Here is a 23,432-nt window from a genome sequence, read left to right on the forward strand (position 1 = left end):
AGATTTTTTCGATTGACAAAGGGATGCTGGAGCAAAAGCAGAATATACTGAAAGGAGATCATGTGTTCAAAAAGGAGAGGAATATGGGGCGACAATCTAAACATCTGTATATCAATTTGCCGGTAAAGCACGTGAAGGAATCTATCGCTTTTTTTGAGCAGCTGGGTTTTGACTTTGAGCAGCAGTTCACGAATGATCAGGCGGCCTGTTTGGTCATTGATGACACGATCACCGTCATGCTGTTATCTCTTAGGCATTTTCAATCCATCTCAGAGAAACAATTAGTGGACGCAAAAGAGGCATCAGAGGTGATTATCTCTATTCGTGTCAATTCACGAGAAGAGGTCGATGAGCTTGTCGAGCAGGCAATGGCAGCAGGCGGTTCACCGTTTAAGGAGAAGCAGGATCATGAGTTCATGTATGGATGGAGCTTTCAGGATCTTGATGGTCATTTGTGGGAAGTGTTTTATATGGATGAGGAAAGAAGCGGCCTTTCATAAGGGTGCTTCTTTTTTATTGTTTATCAGTGGTATGATAATGAGGAAGCAGAAGGAATCTGGAATTCAACTAGAGAAAAGTAGGTGCAGCATGGAGTTTTTACTTGTCTTACTGCCAGTGTTCGGCATATTTCTGATTGGGTATATCGGGCAGAAGGCGATTGGTTTTGACATACATACGCTCTCATCAATGTCTTTATATTTAATGTCACCATTTCTTGCGTTTGAAACCTTTTATCAAAACAAAGTGTCGATGGACTATGTGTATTTATCCATTTTTGTTGTCGGGCTTTGTCTTGCACTTATTTTATGTGTCTTTAATTTATCTCGTATCTATGGGTATTCGAATGAAACGTATTGTGCCATGATTCTGTCGTCAGCCTTTATGAACAATGGAAACTACGGCACGCCCGTTGTGCTGCTTGTCTTCGGAGCAGCAGGTTTGGATATTGCGATCGTATTGATGGTGCTGCAGCAGCTTGTCATGAGTACAATCGGTATGTATTATGCAGCAAAGGGCGGAGAGGATGCGGGAGATGGAAAGGTCGTGCTGAAAAAAGTGCTTCGTATGCCGGTTGCTTACGGGGCGCTCATCGGTCTATTATTTCAGCTGATTGACCTTTCATTACCTAAAGAGCTGATGACGGGTATTCAGCTTGTAGGGAATGCTGCCATACCGACGATTATGCTTATTTTAGGTATGCAGCTTGCCGTGATCTCTTTTAAGCAAGTGGATTATCGAAATATTTCTTATGCTGTATTGCTGAAGCTGTTTATCTCCCCACTCATCGCATTTGGCTTTACGGTTATTTTACCGGTAGATGATATGGTGAAACAAATTATGATCTTAGTGGCAGCCATGCCGACAGCAGCAAATACCACGCTGATGGCTGTACAATTTCGAACGAAGCCTGAGTTTGTCTCAAGCACGACATTTCTCAGTACAATCTTAAGTATCGTGACATTACCAGTTTTATTATGGATTTTATCCATGCACCCTCTGGGATAGGGGATAGGCGGCAAACAAAGGGGGACATATGAATGAATGTAGATGTTCATTTCCAAGTGAGTGACGTGTTGAAAACGAAGCATTTTGCGCATGCAAAAGTGTTAGCAGGGGAAAAAGGATTGTTTCGGCAGGTCAAATGGATCCATGTGTTAGAAGTGCCTGATGTAGAGGATTTGTTAAATGGAGGCGAGCTTATATTAACGACAGCCGCAGGCTTCCATGATCAACTGGATGTGTTTCAAGCGTTTTTACGGCAGCTGATTGATTCAGGGGCAGCCGGCTTGTGTATTGAATTTGTTCCGCTAAGATTCGATGTGCCGGAAGAATTGCTGACCTATGCAGAAGAAAGAGATTTTCCGCTTATTCTGTTTACAAAAGAAGTGAAGTTCGTCAACATCACGCAGCATCTTCATACAATGATGATCGAGCGTCAGTATCAAATGATGGCAGATTTAGAAGCACTATCATCAAAGCTGAATGAGCTTTTACTGACCCCGCATCCGCAGATGGATATTTTGGATCAAGTGTATCAGCACGTAAGGGGGATTCTTTTACTCCTCCCTGTTCAGGGCGAGCCGATTATTTTATGTGATTCTTCCAAACCAACCGAAGAACTGGTCATGAATTATTTGCAGTTTGCTTCCGTGCCAAAAGGATACGAAGTGACGCAAAAACAAGTGCTTGCACTCAAACAAACATTTGCAGATCTTGTGCTCATTCATCAAGCGGACACGCTCTCTGAATTTGAACTGCTCGTGATGGATAAAGGAGCGAATGCTCTTGCCCAGCAAACATTAAGAGAGCTTTATACAGAAGAGCTGAAGAAAACAAAAGAGAATGAATGGCTGCAAAAATGGTTCCAAGAAGAGCATACAGAACGAGAGATCATAGAGCGCCTTGAAGAAACAGAAGGGTTGAAAAAGCCAACTGGCTGCGTAGTCTTGCTCTTTCAAAAACATCATCAAATCGAAGAAATCGCAGGAAATCTTTACTTTCTTGTATCTTGCCGCTCCATTTTTCAGCGTGCGGGTTTCCATCTGATTGCATATGAGCATCAAGGACAAACCTTGTTTATTTTATTAAACACGAGAAAGAAAGAGGACTGGAAAGAGCGTGCAGAAAAGGCTGCAAACGACATCAAACAATTGTATGACCGGGAGCAGCCCCGAGGGGCCGAGATCAATTTTGGTATCGGTCAATATTGTGAACAGTTTCAGCACATGAGAAAAAGCTTTCAAGCAGCCAAAGAAGTGCTGCATTTAAAAAAAGTGATGCCTCAGCGGGTGGAAAGTCCATTTTACCAAGATCTACATATGCTTCGTCTCATGCCTATGATGAAGGAAAGCGGTCTGCTTGAATGCATGGTGAAAGAGTATTTAGAGCCCGTGATTGTATACGATAATCAAAATAGCGGGAGACTCTATCAAACGCTGAATATCTTTTTACAGACAAACGGTTCTAAAAAAGAAACCGCAAGCCAGCTCTATATTGTTAGGCAAACCCTTTATCATAGACTGGATAAACTGCATGCCTTACTTGGTGAGGATATGATGCAAGCGCCGAAACGCCAGGCACTTGAATTTGCGATTCTTGCTTATGAATTCCTGCAAGGAAATCGACGTTAGCGGAGTGTGTTCAATTTGCCAAGGCATCAAGAAAAGTGTCTTATGATGGTGTTCAATCAGTTGACGATCTGTCTAATGTAATCGGCCTGCCCCCTTTTTTATAATGAAAGAAACTGTCAAGTTCCAGTTTCATATGCCTCACGTTTCATCCATATAATGAATGGAGAGGCAATGTGCTGCTTGAACTGGTCTAAGCTTTTTTAATGATGAAAACGGATACATGGGGGCGGGAAGATGAAAATACATGAGCAGGCGCAAAATCTTCAGGCGAAAGATGATCAGTTGATCTGGCATCATATGAAAGGGACAAACAAGGAAAATGAAAGTATGGTTATTCACGAGGCAGAAGGCGCATGGGTGACAGATATTCATGGAAATCGCTATTTAGACGGGATGTCAGGCCTTTGGTGTGTAAATGCCGGATATGGCCGCAAAGAGCTTGCAGAAGCGGCGTATAAGCAATTAAAGACAATGCCTTACTATCCGCTTACACAAAGCCACGTGCCGGCGATTCAGCTGGCTGAAAAGCTAAATGAGTGGCTTGGCGGGGACTATGTCATCTTCTTTTCTAACAGCGGTTCTGAAGCCAATGAAGCCGCATTTAAAATTGTCAAACAATATCATGCGCAAAAAGGAGAGAGTACAAGGACAAAGTTCATCTCCCGGTACCGGTCGTATCACGGCAATACAGCAGCTGCTCTTGCCGCAACCGGTCAAGCGCAGCGTAAATATAAATATGAACCATTAGGTCAGGGCTTTATCCACGTTGCACCTCCTGATGTGTATCGTCATCCTGAGGACCAAGAGAATTTGGCGAGTGCTGCGGCGATTGATCAGGCTATGACGTGGGAACTAAGCGAGACCATTGCTGGGGTCATTATGGAGCCGATCATTACGGGCGGAGGTATCTTAATGCCGCCAAAAGGGTATTTGAAGAAGGTCAAAGACATCTGTGAAGCTCATGGGGCGCTTCTTATCGTAGATGAAGTCATCTGCGGCTTTGGCCGGACAGGGAAGCGGTTTGGTTTTATGCATGAGGAAGTAAAACCGGATATTATCACCATGGCAAAAGGGATTACAAGCGGCTATTTACCGCTTTCTGCAACGTGCGTGAAACGAGAAATCTATGAAGCTTATGCAGGGGAAGATACGTATGACCGGCTGCGCCATGTGAATACATTTGGCGGTCACCCTGCTTCCTGTGCGGTGGCACTTGCCAACCTAGAGATTATGGAAAACGAGCAATTAGTGGAACGGTCAGATGCGCTGGGGCGAGATATGCTTGAACGTTTGCAAGAGTTAAAAGAGCACCCATTTGTCGGAGATGTCAGAGGAAAAGGCTTGCTGTTTGGCATTGAGCTTGTTCAGGATCAGCAGTCCAAAAAACCAGCTGAGCTACATGTTGTCGGTCAATTGATCGCAGAATGTAAAAAACGCGGGCTGATCATCGGGAAAAATGGTGATACAGTTGCCGGCTATAATAACGTTGCCCAGCTTGCACCGCCGCTTAATATCACAGATGATGACGCCTCATTTATCATCAATACCTTAAAAGAAAGCATGGCACAGCTATAGCAGAGAGACTTCTCTGCTTTTTTCTATGGAATAAAAGCATGCTTTCCAGCATTGATGATGTGAGGTGAAATCGGTATTGGACATACTAGGTGTATTGAAAAATAGAAGAGTTTCTATTACTGTTAGGAGAAGACTGATCCAATACACTTTTGAAGGAGACGGCATATGAGTTTTCATGATCAACCTATTCTACCTGCTGTTCGCAATATGAAGCAATTTGAGGAATTTTTAAAAAGTCCATTTACATATGGTGTCTTACTTGATGTTCACTTAGGCCGGCTAAAGGGCATCATGAATGAGGCAAATGCTCATCACAAAAAAATGTTTGTACATGTCGATCTCATTCACGGGATTAAACATGATGAGTATGGAACGGAATTTATTTGTCAGGAAATGAAGCCTGCAGGAATTATTTCTACTAGGTCTTCTGTCATAGTAAAAGCTAAGCAAAAAAAGGTATATGCCATTCAGCGAATGTTTTTACTTGATACGAGTGCCATGGAAAAAAGCATGGAGTTCGTCGGGAAACATCGTCCAGATTTTATTGAAGTGTTGCCGGGAGTCGTACCAGATTTAATTACAGAAGTGCGCGAGCGAGCTGGGATCCCAATATTTGCAGGCGGATTTATCCGTACAAAAGAAGATGTAGAAAGAGCGCTTGAAGCAGGGGCTACAGCTGTGACGACCTCGAATACCACCCTTTGGAAAGCGTTCCAAAAGTGAAGAAGAGAAAATGTGAATATTTATTGACAACGTTTTCATCCTCTGATACTATTGCACTAAGTTAATATCATGTGATGGAGAAACGGAGATCCACAACAGCGCTTTACTAGGTGACAAATGACCCTGATGTAAAGTATGTTTGTTGTGGATCTTTTTCTTTATCTTTTCTACACATTCATAGGGGATGGCAACTGAACCAGAGGAGGAATTTTTCATGACACCATTTTGGGGAGAAGTCGTAGGTACAATGCTGCTCATCATTTTTGGAGGCGGTGTGTGTGCGGCAGTTAATTTAAAGAAATCGCTCGCATATCAATCCGGATGGATTGTAATCGCTTTCGGATGGGGATTTGCAGTGGCCATTGCAGCATATGCAACGGGTGGAATCAGTGGAGCGCATTTAAATCCCGCACTAACAATTGGGCTTGCGCTAGAAGGAAGTTTTCCTTGGGCTGATGTTCCAATGTATATTATTGGTCAAATGCTTGGCGCATTAATAGGGGCTATTATCGTCTTTTTACATTACTTACCGCACTGGAAAGCAACAGATGATCCAGGTGCAAAGCTAGGTGTATTCTCAACTGGTCCTGCGATTCCGCATACTTTTGCAAACGTACTTAGTGAAGTCATCGGTACATTTGTATTGGTTCTAGGAATCTTAGCGATTGGTGCAAATAAATTTGCAGACGGAGTCAATCCGCTGATTGTTGGTTTCTTAATTGTTGCAATTGGTCTTTCTTTAGGTGGAACAACTGGTTATGCAATTAACCCTGCACGTGATTTAGGTCCGAGAATTGCACATGCGATCCTGCCGATTCCAGGGAAAGGCCCATCGAATTGGAAGTATGCTTGGGTGCCAGTTATTGGTCCAATTTTAGGCGGCGCATTTGGCGGTGTTTTCTACAATGCAGCTTTTAAAGCGAACGTCACTCCAGCCTTTTGGATTGTAAGCGTTATTTTAGTTGTGGTATTGTTAGGACTCTATGTCTCTACGAAAAACCAAACAAATGCTGTAAATGAAAGTATGTAAGGGGAGGAAAACATCATGACAAAAGAAAAATATATTCTTGCATTAGATCAAGGGACCACAAGCTCAAGAGCGATCTTATTTGATCAAGAAGGCAAAATTGTACATACAGCTCAGAAGGAATTTAATCAATATTTTCCGAACCCAGGCTGGGTAGAACACAATGCAAATGAAATTTGGAGCTCTGTTCTATCGGTCATTTCAACAGCTTTAATTGAATCAGGAATTGAAGCAGACCAAATCGCTGGTATCGGAATTACGAACCAGCGTGAGACAGCTGTTGTTTGGGATAAACATACAGGCGCACCTATTTACAATGCAATTGTTTGGCAGTCAAGACAAACGTCTGGCATTTGTGAAGATTTAAAAGCGCAAGGACACAATGAAACATTTAGAAATAAAACAGGTCTTCTCATCGATGCTTATTTCTCAGGTACAAAGGTCAAATGGATTTTAGACAATGTAGAAGGTGCCCGTGAGAAAGCAGAAAATGGCGACTTACTGTTTGGCACAATCGATACTTGGCTTATTTGGAAGATGACAGGCGGTAAATCACACGTCACAGATTATTCCAATGCGTCAAGAACGTTAATGTTCAACATTTACGATCTGAAATGGGATGAAGAATTACTTGATATCCTTGGCGTACCTGCATCTATGCTTCCGGAGGTGAAACCATCTTCACACATTTATGGTGAAACAACAGACTATCACTTCTTCGGCAGAAATATTCCGATAGCAGGAGCGGCGGGAGATCAGCAGGCTGCTTTATTCGGTCAGGCTTGCTTTGAAGAAGGAATGGCGAAGAACACATATGGTACAGGATGTTTCATGTTGATGAATACAGGGGAAAAAGCCATTAAGTCGGATCATGGTTTATTAACGACGATTGCATGGGGCATTGACGGCAAAGTTGAATATGCTTTAGAAGGAAGTATTTTCGTTGCTGGCTCAGCGATTCAGTGGCTGCGTGACGGACTGAGAATGTTTAAAGACTCGAAAGACAGCGAAGCATATGCAGAGCGCGTTGAGTCAACAGAGGGCGTATATGTCGTTCCGGCATTCGTTGGTCTAGGCACACCATACTGGGATAGTGATGTCAGAGGCGCTGTTTTCGGGTTAACACGCGGTACTTCTAAAGAGCACTTTGTCCGAGCAACGTTAGAATCACTTGCTTATCAAACGAAAGATGTGTTAGATGCGATGGAAAAGGATTCAAACATTTCATTAAAAACATTGCGTGTTGATGGCGGAGCTGTGAAGAATGATTTCTTAATGGGCTTCCAAAGTGATCTGTTGGATGTGCCTGTAGAGCGTCCAGAAATTAATGAAACGACGGCACTCGGTGCGGCCTATCTTGCGGGAATAGCAGTTGGCTTCTGGAACGACCGTTCAGACATTGCAAAACAATGGAACCTTGACAAGCGCTTTGACCCTAAGATGGAAGAGGACAGCCGTGACTCGTTATACAGCGGGTGGAAAAAGGCTGTAAAAGCAGCTCAAGCTTTCAAATAAACCAAAAGTATGGTATACTTCAAGTAAGTTAATAGAACGGTTGGAGAACTGGAGAGACCGCAGGCACCGAAGTGTAGAAATACGCTTTGGGTGTTTGCGGTCTCTTTTTCTTTACCGTACAACATGGGAGGAACAAGAGATGACTTTTTCTAGCTTAGAAAGGGAACAAATGCTGCAGGAAATGACAAAAAAACCATATGATGTGTTTATCATTGGCGGGGGTATTACAGGCGCTGGTACAGCACTTGATGCGGCTTCACGCGGGATGCGCGTTGGTCTTGCAGAAATGCAGGATTTCGCAGCAGGTACGTCTAGCCGCTCAACGAAACTAGTGCACGGTGGACTTCGTTATTTAAAACAATTCGAAGTGAAGATGGTCGCAGAGGTCGGTAAAGAGCGTGCCATTGTATACGAAAACGGTCCTCATGTGACAACACCAGAATGGATGCTTCTTCCGATGCATAAAGGCGGGACATTCGGTAAGTTTTCAACATCCATTGGGCTTAGAGTGTATGACTTTTTAGCTGGTGTAAAGCATAGCGAACGCAGAAGCATGCTAAGTGCGAAGGAAACACTTGCAAAAGAACCGCTTGTTAAAAAGGACGGCTTAAAAGGCGGCGGCTACTATGTTGAATACCGTACAGATGATGCACGCCTGACAATCGAAGTCATGAAAGAAGCTGTGAAATTCGGGGCAGAAGCGGTCAACTATGCGAAAGTAAAAGAATTTATTTATGATAAAGGCAAAGTTGTCGGTGTTGTCATTGAAGATGTCATGACGCAGAAAACCTACGATGTGTATGCGAAGAAAATCGTCAATGCGACAGGTCCATGGGTCGATCAGCTAAGAGACAAGGATCACTCAAAAGAAGGGAAGCACTTACAGCATACAAAAGGTATTCACTTAGTATTCGACCAATCAGTCTTCCCATTAAAACAAGCGATCTACTTTGACACACCTGATAAACGTATGGTCTTTGCGATTCCAAGAGAAGGCAAAACGTACGTTGGAACAACAGATACAGTGTACAAAAAGCAGCTGGAACATCCGCGTATGACAAAAGCAGATCGTGATTATGTCATCAAAGCGATTCAATACATGTTCCCTGATCTCAATATTACAGAAAAAGATGTTGAATCTAACTGGGCTGGTCTTCGTCCACTCATTCATGAAGAGGGCAAAGACCCTTCAGAAATTTCTCGTAAGGATGAAGTATGGACATCATCTTCAGGCTTAATTACCATTGCTGGCGGTAAATTAACAGGCTACCGCAAAATGGCTGAGCACATTGTGAATCTCGTACGTGATGGACTGAAAGAAGAAACGGGCAAAGACTTCGGGCCATGTAAAACAAAGCATATGCCAATTTCAGGCGGTCATGTAGGCGGGTCTAAAAATATGGCATCCTTTGTCCAAGCGAAAACAGCAGAAGGAGTATCTGTTGGTTTAACAGAACCGATTGCTCAAAAACTCGCTGAAAAATATGGCTCAAACGTCAGCAGTCTCTTCAAGCGTGTAGAGCAGCTTCAAGGTGAAGCAGACAAACGAAACATTCCAGCGTATGTACTGGCAGAGCTTGTCTATGCAATCGAAGAAGAATTAGCTGTTACCCCTGTTGATTTCTTCTTAAGAAGAACAGGAAGCCTATTATTTAATATCAACTGGGCGAAAAAATATGCACAGCCTGTCGTTGACTATATGGCAGAGCGTTTTGGCTGGGATGAAGCAGCAAAACAGAAACATCAAACAGAATTAGATCAACTATTCCATGAAGCAGTTGTACCACTTGATGCTGAATAAAAGAAAAGCCGATCATGTATCGGCTTTTTTATTTGTTCAGCATTTTCTTCATCTGCCAATGATATAGCATGACATAAAGGATGATTCCATATAAAATAACAGTAGATGTATTTTATTGATGATAAGAGCTGGGAGGACGACCATGAGTTGGAAGACGAATTATGAGCGATGGATCAATGAGAAGCACCTGGATACTGAGCTAAGGGAATGGCTGGAGGCACATCAAGATGATCAATTAGCACTTGAAGACTGTTTCTACAAAAACCTTGAGTTCGGCACTGGAGGAATGCGCGGAGAGATTGGTGCCGGCACGAACCGAATGAATGTGTACACGGTTCGTAAAGCATCTGCAGGCCTTGCTGCGTATATTGCGAAACATGGAGAGGATGCAAAAAGAAGAGGCGTCGCCATTGCATATGATTCACGCCATAAATCGCCTGAATTTGCGATGGAAGCAGCCAAAACTCTTGCTTCACAGGGCATTCAAACATACGTATTTGACGAACTGCGTCCAACACCAGAGCTCTCCTTTGCTGTTCGAGAGCTGAATGCATTTGCTGGGATTGTCGTGACAGCAAGTCATAATCCACCAGAATATAATGGCTATAAAGTATATGGAGAAGACGGCGGACAGCTGCCTCCACTTCAAGCAGATCAAGTCATTCAAGAAGTAGATGCAATAGAAAATGAACTGTCGATTTCAGTTGATTCAGAAGAAACGTTAAAACAACAAGGGCTGATCAAGATGATCGGAGAAGAAATCGATCATGCGTATATTGAAAAATTAAAAACCATCATTGTCCACCCTGAGCTGGCAGGTGAGGTCGATGTCAAAGTCGTTTTTACCCCGCTTCATGGTACGGCCAACCAGCCTGTCCGAAAAGGGCTTCAGGCTTTAGGCTATCAGCATGTGACCGTTGTGCCTGAACAGGAAAAACCAGATCCGCAATTTTCAACAGTGACATCGCCAAATCCAGAGGAGCATGCAGCATTTGAGTATGCCATCAAGCTTGGCGAAAAGCAGAATGCTGATATCCTCATTGCAACAGACCCAGATGCGGATAGGTTAGGCATTGCGGTCAGAGATCATGATGGAGAGTTTACCGTCTTAACAGGCAACCAAACAGGAGCCCTGCTGCTCCATTATTTATTGTCTGAAAAACAAAAGCTTGGTCAGCTGCCGCCTCGTCCCGTTGTGATGAAAACGATTGTCACAAGTGAGCTTGGGCGTGCTGTTGCTTCAGCATTTGGTGCCCATACAATTGACACGCTTACTGGTTTTAAATTTATTGGAGAAAAAATCAAGCAATTCGAAGAGAGCGGAGAATACACGTTTCAATTCGGGTACGAAGAAAGCTATGGCTATTTGATCGGTGACTTTGCCCGAGATAAAGATGCGGTGCAAGCGGCGCTGTTAGCTGTCGAAGTCGCTGCTTTCTATAAAAAACAAGGCAAGTCCTTGTACGACGCGCTTGTCGATATGTTCAAGGAGTTTGGATTTTACCGGGAAGGGTTAAAGTCGTTAACCTTAAAAGGAAAAGAAGGAGCAGAGCAAATTTCAGCGATCCTTCATACCTTTAGAACAAATCCACCAGCTGCTATCGCGGGTCAGCGCATCACTGTCATCGAGGATTACCAATCAAGTCAAAGACACCTCGTTGCCGAAAAGAAAGAAGAAACCATTCACCTGCCAGCTTCAAACGTGCTGAAATATTTCCTTGAGGATGGCTCGTGGTTCTGCTTAAGACCTTCCGGCACTGAGCCTAAAGTGAAATTTTATATTGCAGTCAAAGGTACATCTTTAACAGATAGCGAAGAAAAGCTGAAGCATCTGTCAGAAGAAGTGATGAAAGTCGTTTATGAGATTGTGGAAGAAACAGCTAAATAAACAAACAAGGCCATCGTGTGAATGCATGATGGCTTTTTCTCAGTCAAAAGGATGAGAAAAAATCATCCTTTTAGCGAAAGAACCGGCAGAATGCTCATGATATAATGAGCGTAATGAAAAGAGAAGGCAGCAAATGCCGGGGGTAAACAGTATGGGAGAATATCAAGAGAAGGTTGAAACATTAAAAACGTTAAAAGAAATTGCTGAAAAGCTAAATGAAGGCACGGAAATGAAAGATACGCTTCATGAAGTGCTCCATATGCTGATGGATGTCACAGGCTTTCATTCAGCATGGATTTATTTTATAGAAAAAGACGGTTCGTACGAATTGATGGCAGAGGTCTCCTTACCCGAAGCGCTGGCAAAGCATCAAAAACAGCTCATGTGCCAAAACGATTGCTATTGCATCAATCGATACACAAAAGGTTCACTTCAATCTGCCACAAACATTATGAATTGTAAACGCATCGAAACGGCGATGAAAAAGCAGCTTGGGGATACTGAAGGAATTACGCATCATGCGACGGTTCCCCTCAAAGCATGTAAGCGTACGTTCGGATTATTGAATGTGGCGGCAAAAGGAAAAGTCACATTTACGCAAGAAGAATTGAACTTGCTTGAAAGCATTGCGCTTCAAATTGGTACCGCCATTCAACGGATGAAGCTTGTGCAAAACGAACATCAACATGCTCTTTTGGAAGAAAGAAACCGGCTTGCACAGGATTTACATGATTCCGTCAACCAGATGCTATTTTCAGTCAGTCTGACTGCTAAAGCTGCTCGTCAAATGACTAATGATCAAAATCTAGGGGAAATGATTGATTTTATTCAGCATTTGTCACAAGATGCACTGGTTGAAATGCGGTCACTCATTTGGCAGCTAAGGCCAAGAGGACTTGAAAAAGGATTCACTACAGGAATTCAAGAGTATGCAAAGCTTTTAGGATTACGCTGTACATTATCGTTATCAGGCTGTATGGAGATGGATCATTCGCAGCATGAAACGTTGTTTCGGGTATGCCAAGAAGCGCTGAATAATTGTCAAAAACATGCGGGAGTAGAGGAAGTCAAGGTCCAGCTTGAACAATCAAAAGACACGTTTGAGATGAAAATCATTGACCGCGGAAAAGGGTTTCAGTATGACGAGCAAATGAGCCTCCCTTCACTTGGTCTGAAAGGCATGTCTGACCGTATCAAAAGAGCTGGTGGAACATTTTGTATAGAGTCTGAGCTCGGTAAAGGAACCACCATTCAAGTGAAGGTGCCATTTTCTCAAGAAAGGAAGGGGTCGTCATGAGAGTCGTGATTGCAGATGATCATCATATTGTAAGAAAAGGGCTTGTGTTTTTCTTGCAGACACAGCCTGACGTCGAAATCGTTGGTGAGGCTTCTAATGGAGAAGAAGCATTAGAAGTTGTCAGACAAACGCGGCCTGACATCGTTCTAATGGATCTATCGATGCCTGTGATGAATGGTATTGAAGCCACGAAACAAATGATGCTGGAAATGCCCGATACCCGCATTGTGATTCTGACAAGCTATGCGGATAAAGATTATGTTATTCCCGCTATTCAAGCAGGGGCAAAAGCCTATCAGCTCAAGGATGTAGCGCCAGAAAAGCTCCTTACGACAATGATTGACGTACAAAAGGGCACCTATCAATTAGATGCTCATATCACCAACTTTCTTGTGCAGCATTTGACTGAGCCAAAAGAGCAAAAATGGAAGTTAATGAAAGAGCTGACCAATAGAGAGCGAGATGTCTTATTCGAAATTGCAAAGGGGAAAAGCAATAAAGAAATTGCCTCATCACTGTTTATTTCTGAAAAGACTGTCAAAACACACGTATCTCATGTATTATCAAAACTAGAGCTGGCAGATCGTACACAAGCGGCTCTGTATGCAGTGGATTATCAAAAAAATCAGCCGAAAGAGCTGCTATGACAGAAGGGAATTTAGTCGTTATGCTAAAACTTTTAAGCGCACATTCAATTCAATGAATTGAATAAAAAAGAGCACAGATGTTGGTTTATTTGACGTGCCCTTTTGCGTAAAAAGAGAAGCATGTCCAGTCTAATTTCTAATAATGAAACGATAAAAGGCTTGATGAGTATATGCTCATCAAGTCTTTTTTTATTTTGAGGGAGGTGATGAACCGGCTGACTAAAGGTGAATTTAAAAAAGGAGGGAACAAAGTGGAGACATATGAATTAGTGAATGGTTATCGCCATGATGACAAATTGAAAGAAAGCTTTAATGCGTTAGCGATCAATACATTTGATTTGGATTTTAGTGACTGGTATAAAAGAGGGTACTGGGATGAAAAATATATTCCTTATTCCTTTGTCCATCACGGGAAAGTGATCTCAAACGCTTCCGTCTACCTCATGTCCCTGATCATTGATGGCCAAACGTATCGAGCTGTTCAAATTGGAACGGTGATGACGGATCAAGCCTACCGCCATAAAGGATTAGCGACAAAGTTAATGCAGCATATTATGGATACGTACGAAAATGACTATGATATGATTTTTCTTTTTGCCAATGAAACTGTACTGGATTTTTATCCAAGATTCGGCTTTACCCGTTACCACGAAAGCGAATTTAGTCTAAATATCGGCAAAAGCGCCATTCAAATGAAAAAGGACATGCGCAAAAAGCAGCTGACGTTGGAACATGACTTGCCATTACTTGAACAGTTCGCAGAAAAACGTCAAACGGGATCAATGAAATTAGATGCTGAGGACCATGGCAGCTTATTGATGTTTTATTTTACATTCGTTTGGCCGGATGCCATTTTCTATATTGAAGCGTTGGATACCATTGTCCTGATGAATGAAGAAAATGAAACCATACATGTCTTTGATATCATTTCTCTCCAGCCGCAAAATATAGAAGAAGTTGTTGCACATATTGTGAATGAAACGACGGAAAAAGTGATATTCTATTTTACACCTGATACGTCAATTGACGGCTTACATGTGGTTATGGCGCCAAATGACGAGGATGCGCTGTTTATTTATACAAAAAAAGAATGGGTAAAAGACCACTTTATGCTTCCAATCACTGCGCACTGCTAAGTGTATGTAAAAAGGCTGATAATCAGCCTTTTTCTTTATGTGTACATCGGTTGTGAATAAACTTCAGAAGCAGCAGCCTCTGAAGCATGGTCAATGTACTGCAGGAGCCCATATAAACATTTTTCAACATCAGCATCGTTCCGGTTAAATTGATACGCGTGTAAGAAATGCTCAATACGTTTCGAGAGCAAGTCATCTTGCGTACGTACCATAAGAATAAGTAAATTATCCCATTGCGAGCGATGCGTATAATAAAGTGCTTTATCATAATCCGCCACATTCATCAAACCTTCTCCTTTCCCTTGAGAAGTCCTCATTAGTTTGCTCGGAACATATCGACATTTTCAGGGGAAAAGTTGGTGTCCGCATTAATCATGTACCGGGAATTTTAGGCTGAATAAATGCTTCATGTATGAAAAAGGATCGACCAGCAAAACATAAACAAAATATACATGAAAGTGAGATCAATGATATTATGCAGCCGAAATGGTGGATGCCTTTTGCAGCAGGAATGGTTTTGTATGGCATTTTCATGATCCATCCTGCAGCAAATGCAGCGATGCAGCCTGTTGAAAATTGGGAAAGACTTGCGTACACAGCGTTGCAAGAGGAATTTGAAGGCGCCGCTTTAAACGATTATCAATATATCGGGCGTACACAAGTAAATGAAGATCAGACAAAAGATGTGTTTCGCGTCACCGTGAAGGAAGGCTCAACGCTTTTTGCCGCACATGCAGAAATCTATTTTCACCCGGTGACCGGTCATTTGATTAGTATTAACGTATTCCGGCTATAAAAAAAGCACCTCTAATAAAGAGGTGCTCCAGCGTGTAGACAAACCCTCGCATTCGGTGTCAGTCCTTGCGTGCCGGTGCTCACGAATGTCAAATTCGCTCCGCACCAGTACTCGTCCTTCCTAGACTGCAAAGGTTTTCTATCACGCTGAAAAGAAGACAAAGGGCCAAAATAAAGCTCATTTTAGCCCTTTGTCAATCTGAAGCACCTCTAATAAAGAGGTGCTCATTACGGATCAATTATTTCATGCTTCCTTGAAGGTATGAGCGAATATCCACACCAAGTGAATCGGCTAATCGTTGTCCGTAGTCTTCGTCTGCACGATAGAAGTTGCAGATCGCAAGTAATTTTGTTTTGTCATTTACATCTTTCAGGTCAGCTGTTAGGTTTTTGATCAATGCTTGCTTCTCTTCTTCAGAGTAGCTTCGATATTTTTCCCCAGCTTGTTTGAAATCGTTCGGTTTTTCAATTTTTTGTCTCACCATACGGTCACCATGAAGAACTTGCTCACTTTCTTTGTAGTGAGGATTTTCTTTTGGCTGATCATCGTAACGGTTTGGTTCATAGTTAATATGACCGCTTGGACGAGTCGTTGTCATAAAGCCATCCTGCTGATTATTGTGTACTGGTGCATAAGGACAGTTCACCGGAATGCGCATGTAGTTTGCACCAAGACGATGACGCTGCGTATCAGGATATGAGAACAGACGGCCTTGAAGCAGTTTATCTTCAGATGCTTCGATTCCTGGAACAAGTGCACTTGGCGTGAAAGCAGATTGCTCTGTTTCAGCAAAGAAGTTCTCAGGATTGCGGTTGAGTGTCATGCGTCCTACTTTTTGAAGCGGATAATCTTCCTCGCTCCATGTCTTTGTTGGATCACATGGATCATAGTCAAGGTCATCATAATCGCTAAGAGGCATCAGCTGGACATATAAGTCCCATGCTGGGTAATGGCCATTTTCAATGCGGTCATATAAGTCTCTTGTCGCATGCTGGAAATCATTCGCTTGGATTTCTGCTGCTTCTTCCATAGATAAATTGCGAATACCTTCTGAAGGTCTCCAGTGATATTTCACATATTTTGTTTCTCCATATTTGTTGACCCATCTAAATGTATGCACACCAGAACCGCGCATTTCAGCGTAACTCGCAGGGATTCCTTCATCAGAGAAGAGCCATGTGAGCATATGAGTGGATTCAGGTGTTAAGGTCATAAAATCCCAATAACGGTCAGGATCTTGGATATTGGTTACAGGATCTGGCTTGAGAGAGTGAACCATATCAGGGAATTTCAATGCATCACGTATAAAGAAGATCGGCAAGTTGTTACCAACTAGATCATAGTTACCTTCTTCTGTGTAAAATTTGACAGCAAAGCCGCGCGGGTCACGCAATGTTTCAGGTGAACCTTTAGGATGAATAACTGTTGAGAAGCGAACAAAAACGTCTGTCTGTTTTCCTTCTTCACTTAAGAAGTCAGCTTTTGTATGTTTCTCCATGCTATTTTCAACTTCAAACACACCATAAGCGCCGGCGCCTCTTGCATGAACGACACGCTCTGGAATACGTTCACGATCGAAGTGTGCAAGTTTTTCAATCAAATGGTAATCATCAAGAAATGTAGGTCCGCGGTGACCAGCTGTTCTTGAGTTTTGGTTATCGCCAACAGGCACGCCTTGATTCGTTGTCAAATTTTTATGATTTGAATTTGTCATTCTTTTCTCCTCCTGTAAACAAAAAAATGATTTCTAGTAATCTATATACCCTAATTATATTAAATCAAACCTGATAGTCAATATTTATTTATAATAATTTTAAATTAATTATTATTACAAGAAGGTAAAGAAAAAGACGAAAGAAAAGAATTCTTTCGCCTAAAGGAGGAGCTCTCTAAGAGCATCTTTGTTTTGAGTTAAATCTTTTAATGTGTATTGATCAAGAACGCGTAAGTAAGCAGTAAGTGCTTCATGAAGTACATGCTTTAATGAACAAATCGGAGAGATGATACAGCTGTTTTTCTTTGAATCAAAGCATTCAACCATGACTAAATCATCCTCAGTATAACGGACAACTTCTCCAATATTAATGCTTTCTGGGCTTTTCCCAAGCCTAATCCCGCCATTTCTTCCACGGATCGTTTCCACATACCCGCGTTTTCCAAGATGATAAATCACCTTAGTCAGATGATTTTTAGAAATGCCATAAACATCGGCGATCTGCTGAATATTTGACAGTTCATTGTTTTCTCTTGATGCTAAATAAATGAGTACTCTTAATGAGAAATCTGTATAATTCGTTAGTTTCATTTTGACGACCTCTAAACCTGATAGAGTTTTGTATCATCGTAACACATTTTAGACAAAAACTGTTCGAGAAAGTGTTAAATGTGACAACATTTAAAACATGTATTATAAATATTGCTTTTATAAGCTGTCATCTATTACGATAAAGATGTATTTAAAATACACCTTTTTGAAAGAAGGAATGACGATGTTATCTAAAGATCAAATGAATGCCATTAAACAATCAGCCCCTCTATTAAAAGCTGAGGGAACCAAACTTGTGACTGTTTTTTATCAAAATATGATTCGGCAGCACCCAGAACTACTCAATCAATTTAATAAAACAAACCTCATGAACGGAAGTCAGCCAGAGGCGCTTGCTGCGACACTATATCAAGCAGCATTGCACATCGATCGATTAGAAGAATTACTTCCTGCGGTCAAACAGATTGCCCATAAGCATGTCAGTGTGATGGTCAAAAAAGAGCAATATCCAATCGTCGGATATCACCTCATTGAAGCGATGAAAGAAGTGTTTGGTTTAACGGAAAAAGATGACACGCTTTTAGCTTGGAAGGCCGCATATGACATTATTGCAAATATTTTTATCACGATTGAAGCAGAAATGATGGAGGAGAATGTAAAGCAAACTGGCGGATGGGCAGATGTGAAGCCGTTTGTGATTAAGAAAAAGGTACAGGAATCTCCATCGCTGATCTCCTTTTACTTAGTACCAGAAGATGAATCAGAGCTGCCAATGTATGAAGCAGGCCAATATGTTACGGTACAGGCCGATATGCCGGGTGAAGCTTATATGTGCAGCAGACAATATAGCTTATCAGATCAGCATCATCCTTCTTATTACCGCATTACAGTAAAGCGTGATGGTCATGTGTCTACATTTTTGCATGATGAAATGGAAGAAGGGGACGTTCTTCAAGTGAGTATGCCGCAGGGAATGTTCTGTTTGCAAGAAGACACTAAAGAGCCTGTTTATTTTATTAGTGCTGGTTCTGGTGTCACACCAATGATCGGTTTAATGAAAACAGCAGCGCAAAACAGCCAGCCGTTTACAATGATTCATGCAGATCGATTAGAGGATGTAACTGCTTTTGAAAATGAATTTGAAAGCGTTCTAGCTGCAGCTTCTCATGGTCGCATCATCTTATGTAATGAACAATTTGTACAGCCTGGTAAGGGTGAGCTTGTTGAGAAGGCAGTTTCCCGCATTGACCGTCCATTCCTTCAATCAGTGATTGGAGAAGGAAAAGGCCAATTTTATCTATGCGGTTCCCCGGTGTTTACACAGGAGATGATTCATATACTAAAAAAGCTGGGAATTCCAGAACAGAATATTCATTTCGAGTCATTCGGCGGGCAATCCACGAAAGAAATGGAAGTCGTCTAAACGAATGGCGGAACATCATGTTTTTTTAGGTGCGCTCATATAGTAGGGATAAGTCCGATGAGGAGGGATGGTTTCCTTGAGCGTATCTGAAAAACGTCTTTTACAAAGAGCCATTGATGAAATTACAGAAATTGCAGATGGATTTGGTCTAGATTTTTATCCGATGAGGTATGAAATCTGTCCCGCGGAAATTATTTATACGTTCGGTGCATACGGAATGCCAACACGATTCAGCCACTGGAGCTTTGGGAAGCAATTTCATAAAATGAAGCTTCATTATGATTTAGGGTTAAGCAAAATTTATGAGCTGGTCATCAATTCAAATCCTTGCTACGCCTTTCTACTTGATAACAACACGCTTGTTCAAAATAAATTAATTGTGGCTCATGTACTGGCACACTGTGATTTCTTCAAAAATAATTGCCGTTTCCAAAACACAAAACGAGACATGGTAGAAAGCATGTCAGCAGCGGCAGAGCGGATCAAAGAATATGAGCATCTTCATGGAACAAAAGAAGTGGAATCCTTTTTAGACGCCGTATTGGCTCTACAGGAGCATATTGATCCGTCTCTTGTTCGTTCAAAACTAAGCTGGAATATGGACGATGAAGAAGAATGTGAAGATGATAAACCAAAACGTCAGACGCCGTATGATGATTTGTGGGGAATGGATGAGCCGAAGACGCATGAGAAAAAGAAAATCGTCAAGCAATTTCCACCAAAGCCGGAAAAAGATATTTTGCTCTTTATTGAGGCGCACTCCCGGGAGCTAGAGCCGTGGCAGCGGGACGTCCTCACCATGCTGAGGGAGGAAATGCTCTATTTTTGGCCGCAGCTGGAAACAAAGATTATGAATGAAGGCTGGGCATCGTATTGGCATCAGCGGATTATGCGTGAGCTTGATTTAGATTCAAGTGAATCGATTGAGTTTGCCAAATTAAATGCAGGCGTGGTGCAGCCATCTAAAACAGGCATCAATCCTTACTATTTAGGTCTGAAGATTTTTGAAGATATCGAAGAGCGCTATGACAACCCATGTGAAGAATTAAAAAAAGCAGGGGTGACAGAAGGATCGGGCCGCAGCAAAATGTTTGAAGTCAGGGAAATTGAATCAGATATTTCCTTTATTCGAAATTACTTAACAAAAGACCTTGTGATGAGAGAAGATTTGTACTTGTTTCAAAAACAAGGGAGAGACTATAAAGTCATCGATAAAGAATGGAAGGCTGTTCGTGATCAGCTAGTCAGCATGAGGGTCAATGGCGGCTTTCCTTATTTGACCGTGATGGATGGCGACTATTTAAAAAACAATGAACTCTATATTAAACATTGGTATGAAGGCATTGAACTAGATCTGAAATACTTAGAAAAAGTACTCCCTTATTTGCATCAGCTATGGGGAAGAAGTGTGCATATCGAATCAGTTCTTGAAGGAAAAGAAGTCATGTTTTCGTATGATGGAAAAGGGGTTCATAGGAAATATCTCGCTTAAAAAAGACCAAAAAAAGATGTCTCTTAGCAGACATCTTTTTTGCCCGTTTTATTGGTTTTTCAGCAGTTTGAAAATGTGTTTTGCTTGATCGGTGTTTTCCATCAGCCCTTTTAGCTTTTGGCTTGTTGGGCCATATGCAAAGAATGGAACTTCATCACCCGTATGACCTGATGTTGTCCAGCCTGTATGTGATCTCATGTTGATCACTTCTTCAATCGCATCATCAATCTTAACAGCATCCTTTGTTTCAGCGGCCTTTTGAATGGAGGCCATTTCTTCTTTTGTAAATTCAAGATCGATATATTGTTTCAGCGCTGATTCAACAGTCATGCCGCTGACGATTTTGTTTGCGATAAAATCAGGTGTCTTTTTCGCTGCTTTTACCGGTTTGTAATCCCAGCTGCCCGAGCCGTCTGCTCCGAAGGAAAGTCCGCCAGTTGAATGATCGGCAGTGGTGATGACTAACGTATTTTTATCCTTTTTTGCAAAACGAATGGCTTCTTCAAATGCTTTTTCAAAATCCTTCATTTCACTCATTGCACTGACAATATCATGATCATGTCCAGCCCAGTCAATTTGGCTGCCTTCAACCATAAGGAAAAATCCTTTTTTGTTTTTAGTCAGCTGTTTAATGGCTGAGGACGTCATGTCTTGCAGGGAAGGGGTCTTTTTATCACGATCAATCGCTTTATCAAGACCACCGTCAGCAAAAATGCCTAGCACCTTTTGATTTTTGTTTTTTTGTAAGGCATCTTTATTGGTGACATAATCATATCCGGCTTGCTTGAATTCTTTCGTCAAATCACGATCCTTCCGGACAAAATCGACAAGACCTCCGCCAAGCATGACATCGACTGTATGCTGTTTTCCGATTTTTTCATCGAAGAAATCATCAGCGATGGCTGCTGTGTTTTTTCTCGATACATCGTGAGCCGCATACGCAGCAGGAGTGGCATTTGTTAATTCAGAGGTCACGACAAGACCTGTAGATTTTCCCTTCCGTTTTGCTTCTTCTAGAACTGTTTTTAATTTTTTGCCGTTTTTATTTACACCGATCGCATTGTTGTAAGTCTTTTTACCAGTTGCCATAGCTGTACCAGCTGCGGCAGAATCGGTGATATTGCTTTTAGAGTCGTTAGGGTATGTTTTGTGCATGCCAGTGAGGTAAGGGTCAAACGCTGTTTGTTTTGAAAGGTCTCCGTTGTGTTTAAATGAACGGTAAGTTGAAAGATAAGGAGTTCCCATGCCATCCCCGATCAGCACGATCACATTTTGCACGTCATTTTTTGGCTTCTTTTTAGCCTCTGCTTTGTCAGCCTGTCCAAATTCAATCCCTGAAAAAATGCCAATCGATAGCACAGATGCTGCCGCTACTGCAGCGATTTTCGTTTTCGAGCTTTTCAACACACTCATTCATTTTGCCTCCTCATTGTTTATGTATCGCTCTTACGTTTACAATGGTAGAGCAGAATTGTGGATTCCCATTTACAGGATCGTAAAGTTCACTTTAAAATTGTAAAGGTCCACTTTACATAGAATGGACCAAAAAGAGAAATGAATGTATCATTTATCCATGACAAGATGCGTTTATTTTGTCATGATTGTGTAATGAAAATGAAATATAAAGAACCCTAAAAAAAAATAAATTTTGCCGAATTAATAAGCATAATGTCGTAGGAAGTCAAGACTATTTCTTCTGGTATTTGATCCTTATAATAGTAAGTAGATAAAATTCGGATCACGATAGATACATACAGGAGGAACAAATGAAAAAACAATTGATCACAGCTGCAAGTGCAGTTCTACTTGGGACGACATTATTTGCCGGAGCTGCCTCAGCACAATCAGTAAAAGTTCAAAAAGGTGACTCTCTTTCTGTTCTAGCGAAAAAATACAAAACAAGTGTGAGCAAGATTAAATCAGATAATAAGCTGAAATCTAACACGATTTATGTTGGACAAACTTTAAAAGTAAATGGTACTACCTCAAAAAAAACTACGAAAACATCAAAAACAACAACAAAAGTAAAAGCGGCGTCAGCGACAGCTACTCATAAAGTTGTTAAAGGTGATACATTATCTAAAATCGGCAAAAAGTACGGCATGACTGTAAAAGAGCTGAAATCGTTAAATAAACTCAAAACAAACCTGATCAAAATTGGGCAAAAGCTAAAGGTCAAAAAGACATCTAAAAAAGTGAAGACAACACCTGTTAAAGAAAAAACAGTTTCTGCTTCTTCTTTAAACACGTCTAAGCTTGTAGCAGATGCTAAAGCGCACAATGGCACACCATATAGATGGGGTGGAACGACACCAAAAGGCTTTGATTGCAGCGGGTTTATGTGGTATATCATTAACAAACAAAAAAAGATTTCAAGACAAACAACTGAAGGTTTCTGGGGATCAATGAAAAGCGTATCAACACCAAAGGTTGGCGATTTTGTGTTCTTTACAACATATAAATCGGGTCCATCTCACATGGGTGTCTACATTGGGAACAACAAGTTTATTCATGCTGCTTCTGATGGTGTGACGATCAGTAATATGAATTCAAGCTACTGGAAGCCGATTTACCTTGGAGCGAAAACATTTGTGAACTAATTTATTCTAAGAGACTGCTTATGAAGCAGTCTCTTTTTATTTGCGCTGTAGACTTACCGTTGGGTATATTTAAGAAAATACCAAAAAGCCAGTGCTGCTTGGCGTTAGTCAAGTA

Annotated in this window: 20 protein-coding genes; 16 read left to right on the top strand and 4 right to left on the bottom strand. The window is 41.6% G+C overall.

The genetic code is table 11. The annotated features are described in order from the left end of the window. The first annotated feature begins 83 nt into the window (after positions 1-83). The 12 genes from C6Y02_RS15080 (at position 84) to C6Y02_RS15140 (ending at position 14,740) form a co-directional block, all read left to right on the top strand. Entirely contained in the window at positions 84-500 is a 417-nt protein-coding gene (locus C6Y02_RS15080) for a VOC family protein (protein ID WP_066031112.1), read from the top strand. Between the two features lie 88 nt (positions 501-588). Continuing rightward, positions 589-1,506: an AEC family transporter gene (locus C6Y02_RS15085; protein ID WP_106031646.1), complete on the top strand. Its 918-nt coding sequence runs from the start codon at positions 589-591 to the stop codon at positions 1,504-1,506. A 32-nt stretch (positions 1,507-1,538) separates the two neighbouring features. After that, the gene (locus C6Y02_RS15090) at positions 1,539-3,131 is read left to right on the top strand and encodes a PucR family transcriptional regulator (RefSeq protein ID WP_106031615.1); all 1,593 of its coding nucleotides are present in this window, start codon (positions 1,539-1,541) and stop codon (positions 3,129-3,131) included. A 234-nt stretch (positions 3,132-3,365) separates the two neighbouring features. Beyond that, positions 3,366-4,706, top strand: coding sequence for an aspartate aminotransferase family protein (locus C6Y02_RS15095; protein WP_066031110.1), 1,341 nt, complete (start codon positions 3,366-3,368; stop codon positions 4,704-4,706). A gap of 165 nt (positions 4,707-4,871) precedes the next feature. Further along, a complete protein-coding gene (locus C6Y02_RS15100; protein WP_034663739.1) occupies positions 4,872-5,429 on the top strand; it encodes a glycerol-3-phosphate responsive antiterminator in 558 nt (185 codons plus the stop codon). 214 nt (positions 5,430-5,643) lie between these two features. Then, entirely contained in the window at positions 5,644-6,459 is an 816-nt protein-coding gene (locus tag C6Y02_RS15105) for an MIP/aquaporin family protein (RefSeq protein WP_060595849.1), read from the top strand. A gap of 15 nt (positions 6,460-6,474) precedes the next feature. Next, positions 6,475-7,971, top strand: a complete 1,497-nt coding sequence (glpK, locus tag C6Y02_RS15110) for a glycerol kinase GlpK (RefSeq protein WP_106031616.1) — start codon at positions 6,475-6,477, stop codon at positions 7,969-7,971. A 139-nt stretch (positions 7,972-8,110) separates the two neighbouring features. Then, complete coding sequence (gene glpD / locus C6Y02_RS15115; protein WP_060595851.1) at positions 8,111-9,772, top strand: glycerol-3-phosphate dehydrogenase; 1,662 nt, start codon at positions 8,111-8,113, stop codon at positions 9,770-9,772. 142 nt (positions 9,773-9,914) lie between these two features. Next, complete coding sequence (locus C6Y02_RS15120; RefSeq protein ID WP_106031617.1) at positions 9,915-11,660, top strand: phospho-sugar mutase; 1,746 nt, start codon at positions 9,915-9,917, stop codon at positions 11,658-11,660. Between the two features lie 151 nt (positions 11,661-11,811). Beyond that, on the top strand, positions 11,812-12,957 hold the full coding sequence (locus C6Y02_RS15125) for a GAF domain-containing sensor histidine kinase (protein ID WP_060595853.1): 1,146 nt from the start codon (positions 11,812-11,814) through the stop codon (positions 12,955-12,957). Next, complete coding sequence (locus tag C6Y02_RS15130; protein ID WP_106031618.1) at positions 12,954-13,604, top strand: response regulator; 651 nt, start codon at positions 12,954-12,956, stop codon at positions 13,602-13,604. The genes C6Y02_RS15125 and C6Y02_RS15130 overlap by 4 nt, the downstream gene beginning before the upstream one ends. Before the next feature lie 251 nt (positions 13,605-13,855). Next, positions 13,856-14,740, top strand: coding sequence for a GNAT family N-acetyltransferase (locus tag C6Y02_RS15140; RefSeq protein ID WP_060595855.1), 885 nt, complete (start codon positions 13,856-13,858; stop codon positions 14,738-14,740). A 35-nt stretch (positions 14,741-14,775) separates the two neighbouring features. Here C6Y02_RS15140 and C6Y02_RS15145 read toward each other — a convergent pair whose 3' ends face one another. Continuing rightward, positions 14,776-15,024 carry a YhdB family protein gene (locus tag C6Y02_RS15145; RefSeq protein WP_024426598.1) on the bottom strand — a complete coding sequence of 83 codons (249 nt, stop codon included), beginning with the start codon at positions 15,022-15,024 and terminating at the stop codon, positions 14,776-14,778. Between the two features lie 128 nt (positions 15,025-15,152). Between C6Y02_RS15145 and C6Y02_RS15150 the strand changes: the two genes are divergently transcribed. After that, complete coding sequence (locus C6Y02_RS15150) at positions 15,153-15,536, top strand: YqzG/YhdC family protein (protein WP_106031619.1); 384 nt, start codon at positions 15,153-15,155, stop codon at positions 15,534-15,536. 238 nt (positions 15,537-15,774) lie between these two features. Here the strand turns inward: C6Y02_RS15150 and C6Y02_RS15155 are convergent, their stop codons facing one another. Both C6Y02_RS15155 and C6Y02_RS15160 read right to left on the bottom strand, forming a co-directional pair. Then, a complete protein-coding gene (locus tag C6Y02_RS15155; protein WP_066031106.1) occupies positions 15,775-17,250 on the bottom strand; it encodes a catalase in 1,476 nt (491 codons plus the stop codon). Positions 17,251-17,409: 159 nt separating this feature from the next. Continuing rightward, positions 17,410-17,841, bottom strand: a complete 432-nt coding sequence (locus tag C6Y02_RS15160; protein WP_034663719.1) for an Rrf2 family transcriptional regulator — start codon at positions 17,839-17,841, stop codon at positions 17,410-17,412. Positions 17,842-18,025: 184 nt separating this feature from the next. Here C6Y02_RS15160 and C6Y02_RS15165 point away from each other — a divergent pair, with 184 nt between their 5' ends. Beyond that, positions 18,026-19,225, top strand: coding sequence for a globin domain-containing protein (locus C6Y02_RS15165; RefSeq protein ID WP_106031620.1), 1,200 nt, complete (start codon positions 18,026-18,028; stop codon positions 19,223-19,225). 67 nt (positions 19,226-19,292) lie between these two features. After that, the gene (locus C6Y02_RS15170; RefSeq protein WP_374955730.1) at positions 19,293-20,717 is read left to right on the top strand and encodes a SpoVR family protein; all 1,425 of its coding nucleotides are present in this window, start codon (positions 19,293-19,295) and stop codon (positions 20,715-20,717) included. A 48-nt stretch (positions 20,718-20,765) separates the two neighbouring features. Here C6Y02_RS15170 and C6Y02_RS15175 read toward each other — a convergent pair whose 3' ends face one another. After that, the gene (locus C6Y02_RS15175; RefSeq protein ID WP_106031621.1) at positions 20,766-22,130 is read right to left on the bottom strand and encodes an alkaline phosphatase; all 1,365 of its coding nucleotides are present in this window, start codon (positions 22,128-22,130) and stop codon (positions 20,766-20,768) included. A gap of 353 nt (positions 22,131-22,483) precedes the next feature. Here C6Y02_RS15175 and C6Y02_RS15180 point away from each other — a divergent pair, with 353 nt between their 5' ends. Then, positions 22,484-23,317: a C40 family peptidase gene (locus C6Y02_RS15180; protein ID WP_106031622.1), complete on the top strand. Its 834-nt coding sequence runs from the start codon at positions 22,484-22,486 to the stop codon at positions 23,315-23,317. The last annotated feature ends 115 nt before the right edge of the window (positions 23,318-23,432 follow it).

The organism is Bacillus sp. NMCC4 (genome assembly GCF_002998555.1).
GTDB lineage: Bacteria > Bacillota > Bacilli > Bacillales > Bacillaceae > Bacillus.